Source organism: Sphingomonas benefaciens, from assembly GCF_052907485.1.
In genome coordinates this window covers 642,386-654,676 of record NZ_JBREIC010000001.1, presented here as the reverse complement: position 1 = coordinate 654,676, position 12,291 = coordinate 642,386, and the positions used below count along the sequence as shown (strand labels likewise).

Here is a 12,291-nt window from a genome sequence, read left to right as displayed (position 1 = left end):
GTCACGCGCGCTCCAGAACCGTGGCGATGCCCTGGCCACCGCCGATGCACTGGGTGGCGAGGGCATATTTCCCGCCCTCGCGCTCCAACAGCGCCGCCGCCTTGCCGACGATGCGCGCGCCCGTGGCGCCGAGCGGATGGCCGATGGCGATCGCGCCGCCGTCCTTGTTGATCGTCTCGTCCTTGAGGCCGAGGTCGCGGATGCAGGCGATCGCCTGGCTGGCGAAGGCCTCGTTGATCTCGACCACGTCGAGATCGGCCACCGACAGTCCGGCGCGCTCCAGCGCCTTTTGCGAGGCGCTGATCGGGCCGAGTCCCATCGTCTCCGGCTCGATGCCCGACACGCCGACCGACTTGATGCGGGCGAGAATCTTGAGGCCGTGCGTGTTGGCGAACTCCTCCGAGGTGACGAGCACCGCCGAGGCGCCGTCGGTCAGCGGCGACGAGGTGCCGGCGGTCACCGAACCGTCCTGGCTGAAGGCGGGCTTGAGGCCGGCGAGCGCCTCGACATTGGTGTCGGGGCGGATCGTGCCATCCTCGCTGACCACGCCGGCCTTGGTCTGGATCGGCACGATCTCGTCGGCGAGACGACCGTCGGCGCGCGCGGCGGCGGCCTTGTGCTGGCTCTTCACCGCAAAGGCGTCCTGCTCGGCGCGGGTGATCTGATACTTTTGCGCGACGTTTTCCGCCGTGTCGCCCATGCCCATATAGGCGCCGGCGTTCTTCTTCGCGAGCGCAGGGTTGGGCAGGGGGTTGTAGCCGCCCATCGGCACCCGGCTCATCGATTCAAGGCCGGCGCAGATGAACGCCTCTCCGGCGCCGATCTGGATCTGGCCGACCGCGATATGGATCGCGCTCATCGACGATCCGCAGAAGCGGTTCACCGTCATGCCGCCGACCGACAGCGGCAGGTCGGCGAGCAACCCGATCATCCGAGCGACGTTGAGGCCCTGTTCGCCCTCCGGGAAAGCGCAGCCGAGGATGATGTCCTCGATCGCGGACGGGTCGACGCCGGTCTTCTCGATCAGGCCGCGGATCGTCTGTGCGGCGAGATCGTCCGGCCGGACGCGGGCGAGTGCCCCTTTGCCGGCGAGGTGAAAGGGCGAGCGGGCGTAACCGGCGATGACGACGTTGGTCATGGGATCCTCTCGAAATACAGCAATCGTGCTGCGTCGGCCTTGCGAAGTACCGTATAGGTGCGATAGCTTCCCATTACGTCAAGTGGGGCGGATCGACAAGCTGCGTCGACCGGCTCGATAAGCGAGAGGACAGACATGACCGGGATGCCGAGCGATGCCGTCGCGGACCCTGCGCACCGCGCGCTGGCCGTGATGAATGGCGCACCGCTGATCGAGCGACCCCGCGTGCTGGGCGCGTTGCTCGACCAGTCGGCCGGGCGCTTTCCGGCGCGGGTGGCGATCGATTTCCTCGGCGCGACGACGACCTGGGGCGCGCTGGCGGCGCAGGTGGATCGGGCCGCGGCCGGGCTACAGGCGCTCGGCGTGATCAAGGGCACGCGGGTCGCGCTGTGCCTGCCCAATACGCCCTATTATCCGATCCTGTTCTTCGCGACGCTGAAGGCGGGCGGGATCGTCGTCAACGTCAACCCGCTCTACGTCGAGCGCGAGCTGACGCATCTGATCCACGATTCGGGGGCGGAGGTGATCGTCACCTGCGACCTCGTCGAGATCCAGGCGCGGGTGCTGAAGGTGGCGGGGGAGACCGGCATCCGCCACGTCGTCACCTGCCCGATCGCCGACGCGCTGCCGCCGGTGAAGAAGGTCTTGTACCGGCTGTTCAAGCGCAAGGAGATCGGCCGAGCGCCACGCAGCGCATCGCATCTCTATTTCGCCGACCTGATCGCCAAGGGCGGGGCGCCCGCCGCGGTCACCGTCGATCCCCATGAGACCGCGGTGCTGCAATATACCGGCGGCACCACCGGCCTGCCCAAGGCGGCGATGCTGAGCCATGCCAATATCGTCGCCAATACCGATGCGATGCTGGTCCATGTCGGCGGCGAGACGGCGGACCAGGACCGCGTGCTCGGCGTGCTGCCACTGTTCCACGTCTTCGCGCTGACCAACGTGCTGACCTTCTCGACGTTGGTCGGGGCGGAAATGATCCTCTTGCCGCGCTTCGAAATGAAGCAGCTGCTCGCCACGTTGAAGCGGACGCGGCCGACCTATTTCCCGGCGGTGCCGACGATCTACAATGCGCTCGCCAACCTTGGCGACGACAAGGTGCCGGACCTGTCGACGATCAAGGTCTGCATCTCCGGCGGCGCGCCCTTGCCGATCGAGGTCCGCCACCTGTTCGAACAGCGCACCCGCGCCAAGCTGGTCGAGGGCTATGGCCTGTCGGAGGCGTCGCCGATCATCACCTGCAACCCCTTTGCCGGGGTCAACAAGGAAGGCTCGGCGGGGCTGCCCTTTCCGGGCACGACGATCGAGATCCGTGATCGCGAGGACCCGGCGCGGATCATGCCGCAAGGCGAGAAGGGCGAGATCTGTGCGCGCGGGCCGCAGGTGATGAGCGGCTATTGGCACAAGCCGGCGGAAACCGAGGGTGCGTTCGCCGACGGCGCGCTGCGCACCGGCGACGTCGGCTATCTCGACGCGGACGGCTATCTGTTCATCGTCGACCGGATCAAGGACATGATCCTGTGCGGCGGCTACAACGTCTATCCGCGCGTCATCGAGGAAGCGCTGTACGAACATCCCGCCGTCGCCGAGGCGGTGGTGATCGGCGTACCCGACGCGCATCGCGGTCAGAGCCCGAAGGCGTTCGTTACCTTGTCCGAAGCCGGGGCGGTGACGGCCGTCGAGCTACGCGACTTCCTGCGCGATAAGGTGAGTAAGATCGAGCTTCCCCGCGAGGTCGAGATACGCGAGACTTTGCCCAAGACGTTGATCGGCAAGCTGTCCAAGAAGGAGCTGGTCGAAGAGGAATTGCAAAAAGCGGCGCGATAAGCCGTAACGGAGGGATGATGGAGGAGGGTTCCGAACTTCAGGGGATACAGGAGGTCGCCGATCGGCTGGGCATCACGCCCCGCACGTTGCGCTTCTACGAGGATCGCGGGCTGATCGAGCCGTGCCGAATCGGCACGACGCGCGTCTACCGTCGGCGCGAGATCGCGCGGATGCAGCTGATCCTGCGCGGCAAGCGGCTTGGCTTCTCGCTCAAGGACATCGAGGAATTTCTCGACCTGTACGACGCCGATCCGCAGCATCTCGAGCAGATGCGCGCGCTCGCCGGGCGTTGCCGCGAGCGGATCGAGGAACTGGAACAGCAGCGTCAGGCGCTCGACACGACGCTGAGCGAACTTGCGAAGATGGAGGCGGTGGCGCTCGCCCAGGTGCGCGCGCACGAACCGGAGGCGCAGGCGGCGAACGGCTGAAGGCCGCACGCACGGCAATCAGTCGGCATCCCTGTCTTTTTGTGCCGGTCCGGTCATGATAGGCTCCGCTCCATACCGTCGCAGAACGGGATGGAGAGGTGCCATGGAATGGATGGATCCCCATGTGTGCGCGTGCAGCTTCCGGTCTTTGTGCTGGATGAGCGGCACCGCGGTCGTGCTCTGTTGCGCGGCGCTGCTCGCGATCGGCTGATCGCTTAGCAGCACCGCCCGCCGCCGCGGCCGCCGTAGCGCGCCTGCTGCCGGTCGCGGAAGAATTGCGCCTCGGTCATCACCGGCGCGTCGGGATGATGCGCGGCCATATGGTCGACATAGGCGCGGTAGGACGGCTGACCGACCATCGCACGGGCGGTGTCGATGACGAGCGACCAGATGCTCATGCCGCCGCCGGAATCTCGGTAACGCTCGGCATCGGCATCCGCCGCGCCGCGAGGCAGGTGCGGATGGCGTAGACGATGATCGTCGCCACCACGGCAAGGAACAGCGCGCACAGAGCGGCATCGACGCGGTCGTTGAATACGATGCGGCGCATTTCGGCGAGCGATTTGGCGGGCGCAAGCGTTTCGCCGCGCGCCAGCGCATCGGCGAAGCGGCGTGCATGCGCGAGGAAGCCGACGCGCGGGTCGGACGACAGCAGCTTGAGCAGCCCGGCGCTGACCGTGCAGGCGATCAGCCAGGCGGTCGGCAGCAGCGTCACCCAGGCGTAGCGCTCGCGCTTCATCCGGAACAGCACGACGGTGGCGAGCAGCAGCGCGACCGCTGCGAGCATCTGGTTGGAGATGCCGAACAGCGGCCACAAGGTGTTCACCCCGCCGAGCGGGTCGGTGACGCCCTGGTAGAGGAAGAAGCCCCAGGCGGCGACGCACAGGCCGGTGCCGACGAGGCCGGGCACGAACGAGGTCGCGTTGCAGAAGGACGGGACGGCGAGGCCGATCAGATCCTGCAGCATGAACCGCCCGGCGCGGGTGCCGGCATCGACCGCGGTCAGGATGAACAGCGCCTCGAACAGGATCGCGAAATGGTACCAGAAGGCCATCATCTCGCGGCCTCCGATGATCCGGCTGAAAATGTGCGCCATGCCGACCGCCAGCGTCGGGGCGCCGCCGGCACGGCTGATGATCGTCGTCTCGCCGACGTCGCGCGCGGTCTGCGCGAGGGCGGCGGCGTCGATCGGGAAGCCCATCGCCGTTACCGCAGCGGCGGCGCTGGCGGCGTCGGTACCGACCACCGCCGCGGGGCTGTTCATCGCGAAATAGACGCCCGGATCGATGATCGACGCGCCGATCAGCGCCATGATCGCGACGAAGCTTTCCATCAGCATCGCGCCATAGCCGATGAAGCGCGCATCGCCTTCGCTGGCGATCAGCTTGGGTGTGGTGCCGCTGGCGATCAGCGCGTGGAAGCCGGAAACCGCACCGCAAGCGATGGTGATGAACAGGAAGGGGAAGAGCGATCCCGACCAGACCGGGCCGCTGCCGTCGACGAAGCGGGTCAGCGCCGGCATGCGCATGTCGGGCATCACCACGACGATGCCGACCGCCAGCGCCGCGATCGCGCCGATCTTGAGAAAGGTCGACAGATAATCGCGCGGTGCGAGCAGCAGCCAGACGGGGAGCAGCGAGGCGATCGCGCCATAGCCGATCAGGATCCAGCAGAGCTGTACCGGCGTGTAGGTGAAGAGCGGCGCGAGGCTGGCGGAGGCGGCGACATCGCGGCCGTAGACGATGGCGAGGATCAGCCCGACAAGGCCGAGCAGCGACACCTCGCCGATCCGTCCCGGCCGGATCCAGCGCGTGTAGATGCCCATCAGCAGCGCGAGCGGGATGGTCGCGGCGACGGTGAACAGGCCCCAGGGACTGTTGGCCAGCGCGCGCACGACGATCAAGGCGAGTACGGCGAGGATGATGACCATGATCGCGAAGGCGCCGACCAGCGCGACGGTGCCGGGCACCGCGCCCATCTCCATGCGGATCAGCTCGCCCAGCGAGCGACCGTCGCGGCGCATCGAGATGAACAGCACCATGAAGTCCTGCACCGCGCCGGCAAGCACGACGCCGGCGAGGATCCACAGCATGCCCGGCAGATAGCCCATCTGCGCGGCGAGGACGGGGCCGACCAACGGCCCGGCGCCGGCGATGGCGGCGAAATGATGGCCGAACAGCACGCGGCGGTCGGTCGGCACGAAGTCGAGTCCGTCCGGGTGGCGCGCCGCGGGCGTCGGCCGCGCCGGATCGAGCCCGACGACCACCTTCGCAAGGTAGAGCGAATAGAAGCGGTAGGCGACCAGATAGACGCAGACCGCTGCGACGACGATCCACAGCGCGTTGACGCTCTCGCCGCGGCCCAGCGCGACGAGGCCGAGCGCGCCGGCGCCGAGTAGCGCGACAGCGATCCAGCCGAGCCTGTTCGCGATCGTCATGGCGTCTCCTTCCTCTGCGTCCGTCATGCCGGAACACGTCCGGGGCGACGGGTAGGCGGCGCAATCATGGTGCGCAACCGCTTGCGGCAACGCTCGTTTGCCTCTGATGACCGATCCCGATCGCCCATTGCGGCTCGGCTTTCCCGTCAAGGTGATGGGCCGGCCCGACTTCAAGAGCAACGACACCCGCCGCTGGCAGAAGGGGCCGCACCTCAAGGCGTCGCTGGAGGAGGTCGACCGCATCCTCGACTATCTCGCCGCCGAGGATCTGCACATGTACCGGCTGTCGTCGGACCTCGCACCCTATGCGACGCATCCCGACCTGCCGCAGTTCCATGACATGGTCGCGGAGAGCGACGCGGAGCTGAAGGCATTCGGCGCCAAGGCGAGGGCGCTCGACATCCGGCTGTCGTTTCACCCGTCGCAATATGTCCTGCTCAACAGCCCCGATGCGGCGCTGACCAAGAAGAGCATCTGGGACCTCGCCAGCCAGTCGGAAATGCTCGAGCGGATGGAGCTCGACGACGAGGCGGTGGTCGTCACCCATGTCGGCGGCGTCTACGACGATCGCGAGGCGAGCCGGGCGCGCTGGATCGCGGGCTGGGAGCAATGCCCCGATCATGTCCGGCGGCGGCTGGTGCTGGAGAATGACGATCTGCGTTTCTCCGCCGCGGACGTGCTCTGGATTTACGAGCGGACCGGTGTTCGCCTGATCTTCGATTACCAGCATTTCTGGTGCCTCAACGCGGAGCGACTGGAGATGCGCGATACGCTGGAGCGGTTCATGGCGAGCTGGCCCGAGGGCGTCCGACCGAAAATCCACTTCTCCAGCCCGCGTACCGAAATGCGCGAGGTGAAGCAGAAGATCACCGCACAGCAGCGCGCGACCGGCATGGCGGTCCGCAAGGGCGAGGTGACCAAGGCACCGGTGAAGGACAATGCGCGGATCAAGACCGTGCTGCGCCCGCCGGTGTGGACGGGCCATGCCGACTTCACCAACCCGTTCGAATTCGCCCGCTTCATGCGCGATGCCGAAGGGCTGGTGTTCGACGTGATGATGGAGGGCAAGGCCAAGGATCTGAGCTTGCTGAAGCTGCGGCCCGATCTGCTGCGCTACGCGCCCGACGTCGCGGCGCGGTTCGGCATCTTCGCAGAGGATGCCGAGGATCTTGCCTGCGACGAGGCGGCGCTCGACGACGGCGTCGGCGCGGAGGAGGAGGCGGACGTCGACGAGGGCGCGCGATGACTGCGCCTCGGGTTTGACCGAAGAGCAGGTGAGCGGTCGGTCCGGTTCGCCGCCAGATCATCGATCCTGGCCGTCAATGCCAGCGTCGAAACTTCGCCAAGGGCGGCCCGATCGTCATCCCCGCGTAGGCGGGGATCCAGACATGCCGGTTACTCGGTCGGCCGCTACGTCAGCGTCTCTGGATTCCCGCCTTCGCGGAAATGACGACGGGGCATCAGCGGGCTTGGGGGCCGACCCCGACCCCTTCGCCAGCGGTAGAGAGTAGGTCAGATGCGGTTCGCCACCAGATCGTCGACCACCGCCGGATCGGCCAGCGTCGAGGTGTCGCCGAGGCTGCCCGTATCGCCTTCCGCAATCTTGCGAAGGATGCGGCGCATGATCTTGCCCGAGCGCGTCTTGGGCAGGGCGGGGGCGAATTGTAGCTTGTCGGGCGTGGCGATCGGGCCGATCTCGCGGCGGACCCATTGCTTCAGCGTGTCGCGCAAATCGTCCGTCGGCTGCTGCCCGCTGTTGAGCGTGACATAGGCGTAGATGCCCTGACCCTTGACGTCATGCGGCATGCCGACGACTGCGGCCTCCGCGACCGCCTCGTGCAGCACCAGCGCGCTCTCGACCTCGGCAGTACCCATCCGGTGGCCCGAGACGTTGATGACGTCGTCGACGCGGCCGGTGATCCAGTAATAGCCGTCCGAGTCGCGGCGGCAGCCATCGCCGGTGAAATACTTCCCCTCGTAGGTGGTGAAATAGGTCTGGAAGAAGCGATCGTGGTCGCCCCAGACGGTGCGCATCTGGCCCGGCCAGCTCTGGATGATGCAGAGATTGCCCTCCGCCTGACCGACCAGCGGCGAGCCTTTCTCGTCGACCAGCTGCGGCGTGACGCCGGGCAGTGGCTTGGACGCGGAACCCGGCTTCATCGGGATCGCGCCGGGCAGCGGGGCGATCATGATGCCGCCCGTCTCCGTCTGCCACCAGGCGTCGACCACCGGGGCGCGGCCGCCGCCGACGACGTCGTGATACCAGCGCCACGCCTCCGGATTGATCGGCTCGCCGACCGAGCCGAGCACCTTGAGGCTCGAGCGATCGGTCCGCGTCACGAAATCGTCGCCCTCCTTCATCAGCGCGCGCAACGCGGTGGGGGCGGTGAACAGCGCGTGGACCTTGTGCCGGTCGACCACTTGCCAGATGCGGCTGGCATCGGGCCAGTTGGGCAGCCCTTCGTACATCAGCGTCGTCGCGCGATTGGCGAGCGGACCGTAGAGGATGTAGGTGTGGCCGGTGACCCAGCCGATGTCGGCGGCGCACCAGAAGACCTGGCCGGGCTTATAGTCGAACGACCATTGGTGCGTGATGCTCGCCCACAGCAAATAGCCGCCGCTGGTGTGGAGGACGCCCTTCGGCTTGCCGGTCGAGCCGCTGGTATAGAGGATGAACAGCGGATCCTCGGCGCCCATCGGCTCGGCCGGGCAATCGGTGCCGACCGCGGCGGCGGCCTCATGATACCAGATGTCGCGATCGGTCATCGCCACATCGGCGCCGGTCGCCTTGACGACGATCACGCGCTCCAGCGTCGGTGCGCGCGCCGCGGCTTCGTCGACGCAGGCCTTGAGCTTGATGCGCTTGCCGCCGCGGCGGCCCTCGTCGGCGGTGACGACGATGGTCGAGCCGCAATCCTCGATCCGGCCGGCGAGCGCGTCGGCGGAAAAGCCGCCGAACACCACCGAATGGATCGCGCCGATCCGGGCGCAGGCGAGCACCGCATAGGCCGCCTCCGGGATCATCGGCATGTAGATGGTGACGCGGTCGCCCTTGCCGACGCCCTGCCCCTTCAGCACGTTGGCGAAACGGCAGACCTCCTGGTGGAGCTGGTTGTAGGTGATGTAGCGCGGCTCTTCCGACGGTTCGTCGGGTTCCCAGATGATCGCGACGGTATCGCCATGCTTGGCGAGGTGCCGGTCGATGCAATTGGCCGCGACGTTGAGCACGCCGTCCTCGAACCATTTGATGTGGAAATCCGCCTTGGCGAACGACCAGTCCCCGGCGATGGTCGGCGCCGTGACCCAGTCGAGCCGCTTGCTCGCCTGGTCGAGCCAGAAGCCGCCCGGATCGTTGGCCGCCGCTTCGTACAGGTCGGTGTAGCGCTTGGGCGTCAGGCTGGCGTCCGTCCAGTCGCCGGTGATCGGGTAGATTTCGGGATCGGTCATCGACGCTTCCAGGGATCGGGTGGCAGGGCGGCGGGACTGTAGTCGGGTTGGGGCAGCAGGCAAGACGTCACCACCGCCTTCGTCATCCCCGCCTGAGCGGGGATGACGGTATGTTGTTCAGCGCCCCAGGAAGGTCAGCAGATCGCTGGTCAGCCGGTCGCCCTCGGTGGCGAACAGGCCGTGGGGGGCGCCGTCATATTCGACCAGCTGGCTGTCCGCGATGCCAACCGCCGCGGCCCGGCCGGCGGCGTCGATCGGCACCGTCTGGTCAGAGGTGCCGTGGATGATCAGCGTCGGCACCCGGAAGGCGGCGAGATCGGGTCGGAAATCGGTATGGCCGAACGATTCCGCGCAGGCCAAAGTTGGCTTCAGCCCCGCCATCATCGCGGTCGCCGTCGCCCAGTCGAGCACCTCGTCGCTGACCGGCGAGCTGATATAGCCGACGCCGAAGAACTGCTTGAAGAAGGTGTGGCGGAAGAAGTGGGCGCGGTCCTGCTTGATGCCGTCGCCGATGCCTTGCAGCGTTTCCTCCGGCGTGCCGTGCGGATTGTCGTCGGTCTTCAGCATGTAGGGCACGACGGAGCTGATCAGGCCGGCGGCGGCGACGCCCTTGCCGTCATGGCGGCTCATGTAGCGGGCGACCTCGCCGCCACCCATCGAGAAGCCGACCAACGTGACGCCGTCGGTCGCGCCCGTCGCCTCGAGCACGTCGGCGAGGTCGTCGGTCAGCGTATCATAGTCATAGCCGTTCCACGGCTGGCCCGAACGGCCGAAGCCGCGACGGTCATAGGCGATGGCGCGGAAGCCGGCGTCGGCCAGCGCTATCATCTGCGGGTCCCAGCTGTCGGCGGACAGCGGCCAGCCGTGCAGCAGCACGACCGGGCGGCCCTCGCCCCAATCCTTGACGTAGATGTCGGTGCCGTCGCGCGTCTTGACGTAAGGCATTGCAATCTCTCCATGGCTTTACCGCCCTCCGCTTCAACGAGCCCGTCCTCGCCGCCGTTCCCGCCGCCGGGCTGGCGCAACCGTACCAACGGTGCCAGCATCCGCCGCGATACGAATCAGGAGACGATATGCGGTTGAGGGTAGCGGCATCCCTGACGGCGCTCGCGATGGCGACGGCGGCCTGTCAGGTGAACGTGCATGAGGCGGACAACAATCAGAGCGCCGCAGCGGCGCCGACGGCGGCGCCGGCCGGCATGGCGAAGAGCCGCTGGGCGCAGTTCCGCGACGGCTTCATCGAAGGCTGGTTCAAGCTCGATCCGGCCAATGCCGTCTATCAGGGCCGGCACGATTTCGACGGCCAGCTGCCCGACTGGAGCGCCGCGGGGCTGAAGCGGCAGAGCGACTTCCTGCATCAAGCGATCGACAAGGCGAAGGGGTTCGCCGACGCCGATCTGAAACCGGAAGAGCGGTTCGAGCGCGACTATCTGGTGCAGGTCGCGCGCGGCAAGTTGTTCTGGCTGGAGGATGCCGACCAGCCGCATACCAATCCGGCCTATTATGTCGGCGGCGGGCTCGATCCCAACGTCTATATCGCGCGCCCCTATGCCGATGCGCCGACGCGGATGAAGGCGCTGATCGCCTTCCTCAACCGCGTCCCCGATGCGGTCGCCAACATTCGCGCCAATCTGAAGACGCCGATGCCGCGGTCCTTCGTCGATTATGGCACCGCCGGCTTCAACGGATTCGCCGACTATTACGTCGGCGATGCGAAAAAGGCGTTTGCCGGGGTCAAGGACGCGAACCTGCAGGGGCAGCTCGACGTCGCCGCCGCCAACGCCAGCAAGGCGATGCGCGATCTCGGCGGCTGGGTGGCGAGCCAAAAGGGCAGCGCGACCGGCAATTTCGCGCTCGGCGCCGATCGCTTCCAGCGCATGATTGCGGCGACGGAGGGCGTCGACACGCCGCTCGCAACGCTGGAGGCGGCGGGGCGCGCCGACCTGAAGCGCAACCAGCAGGCGCTCGCCGCGGCCTGTGCGCAATTTGCGCCCGGGCAGACGATCCCCCAGTGCATCGACAAGATGGGCGCCAACAAGGCGCCGGACGGCCCGGTGGCCGAGGCGCGGCGCCAAATTCCGACGCTGCGCGCCTTCGTCATCAAGAACGACCTCGTTACCATCCCGGGGACGGAGGAGGCGAAGGTCGAGGAAAGCCCGCCCTACAACCGGCAGAACAGCGCCTATATCGATCCGCCGGGGCCGTTCGATAAGGGTATCCCCTCGGTCTACTACATCTCGCCGCCCGATCCGGCGTGGGACAAGAAGACGCAGGACGCGTTCGTGCCGGGCAAGGCGGACCTGCTGTTCACCTCGGTGCATGAGGTGATGCCGGGCCATTTCGTCCAGTTCCTCCACGCCAACCGCTCGCCGTCGCTCTTCGGCCGGCTGTTCGTCGGCTATGCCTTCGCCGAGGGCTGGGCGCATTATGCCGAGGAGATGATGTGGGAGGCGGGGCTGAACAACGGCGATGCCGAGACGCACGTCGGGCAGATCAGCAACGCGCTGCTGCGCGACTGCCGCTTCCTGTCGGCGATCGGGCTGCATGCGCGCGGCATGACGCAGGACCAGAGCCTCAAGATGTTCCGCGAGCAATGCTATCAGGACGAAGGCAATTCGCGGCAGCAGGCGGCACGCGGCACCTACGACCCCGCCTATCTCAACTATACGATGGGCAAGTTGATGATCCGCAAGCTGCGTGCCGACTGGACCGCCAGCCGCGGCGGCCGCAAGGCGTGGAAGGCGTTCCACGACCAGTTCCTCAGCTACGGCGGCCCGCCGATCCCGCTGGTCCGCCAGCAGATGATGGGTGAGCCGATCGCCAAGGCGGTGTTCTGAGCCGGCGAGGGGGCTGTGCGGCGGTCGACACCGTTGGCGGCCCCCTCCTTGCGATGGTGAGTCTTGACAGAATTGACGCCTGAACGTGCGATTGTGCGGTCCTGTGCGTGACCGGCATTCGATGGTTGATCTCAACGGTTCAAAGAGCAGGCGCGGCGATGGCGTCTTATATCT

The 12,291-nt window shown here is 67.1% G+C and carries 9 protein-coding genes; 4 read left to right on the top strand and 5 right to left on the bottom strand.

The features are described 5' to 3' along the window. Position 1: 1 nt before the first annotated feature. Positions 2-1,138, bottom strand: a complete 1,137-nt coding sequence (locus ACU5AX_RS03125) for a thiolase family protein (protein WP_446689628.1) — start codon at positions 1,136-1,138, stop codon at positions 2-4. A gap of 135 nt (positions 1,139-1,273) precedes the next feature. Here ACU5AX_RS03125 and ACU5AX_RS03120 point away from each other — a divergent pair, with 135 nt between their 5' ends. Continuing rightward, a complete protein-coding gene (locus tag ACU5AX_RS03120) occupies positions 1,274-2,968 on the top strand; it encodes a long-chain-fatty-acid--CoA ligase (protein WP_446689627.1) in 1,695 nt (564 codons plus the stop codon). A gap of 14 nt (positions 2,969-2,982) precedes the next feature. After that, positions 2,983-3,396 (top strand): MerR family transcriptional regulator, encoded by a 414-nt coding sequence (locus ACU5AX_RS03115; protein ID WP_443024696.1) that lies wholly within the window; start codon positions 2,983-2,985, stop codon positions 3,394-3,396. 215 nt (positions 3,397-3,611) lie between these two features. Here ACU5AX_RS03115 and ACU5AX_RS03110 read toward each other — a convergent pair whose 3' ends face one another. Together ACU5AX_RS03110 and ACU5AX_RS03105 are read right to left on the bottom strand one after the other, a co-directional pair. Then, complete coding sequence (locus ACU5AX_RS03110) at positions 3,612-3,794, bottom strand: YbdD/YjiX family protein (RefSeq protein WP_446689626.1); 183 nt, start codon at positions 3,792-3,794, stop codon at positions 3,612-3,614. Then, positions 3,791-5,833 (bottom strand): carbon starvation CstA family protein, encoded by a 2,043-nt coding sequence (locus ACU5AX_RS03105; protein WP_446689625.1) that lies wholly within the window; start codon positions 5,831-5,833, stop codon positions 3,791-3,793. Before ACU5AX_RS03105 ends, ACU5AX_RS03110 begins: the two co-directional genes overlap by 4 nt. A gap of 106 nt (positions 5,834-5,939) precedes the next feature. Between ACU5AX_RS03105 and uvsE the strand changes: the two genes are divergently transcribed. After that, positions 5,940-7,079: a UV DNA damage repair endonuclease UvsE gene (gene uvsE, locus ACU5AX_RS03100; RefSeq protein ID WP_446689624.1), complete on the top strand. Its 1,140-nt coding sequence runs from the start codon at positions 5,940-5,942 to the stop codon at positions 7,077-7,079. 266 nt (positions 7,080-7,345) lie between these two features. Here uvsE and acs read toward each other — a convergent pair whose 3' ends face one another. Both acs and ACU5AX_RS03090 read right to left on the bottom strand, forming a co-directional pair. Then, a complete protein-coding gene (gene acs, locus ACU5AX_RS03095; protein WP_446689623.1) occupies positions 7,346-9,280 on the bottom strand; it encodes an acetate--CoA ligase in 1,935 nt (644 codons plus the stop codon). A 117-nt stretch (positions 9,281-9,397) separates the two neighbouring features. Then, positions 9,398-10,225: an alpha/beta fold hydrolase gene (locus ACU5AX_RS03090; RefSeq protein ID WP_446689622.1), complete on the bottom strand. Its 828-nt coding sequence runs from the start codon at positions 10,223-10,225 to the stop codon at positions 9,398-9,400. A 167-nt stretch (positions 10,226-10,392) separates the two neighbouring features. Between ACU5AX_RS03090 and ACU5AX_RS03085 the strand changes: the two genes are divergently transcribed. Next, a complete protein-coding gene (locus tag ACU5AX_RS03085) occupies positions 10,393-12,117 on the top strand; it encodes a DUF885 domain-containing protein (protein WP_446690455.1) in 1,725 nt (574 codons plus the stop codon). The last annotated feature ends 174 nt before the right edge of the window (positions 12,118-12,291 follow it).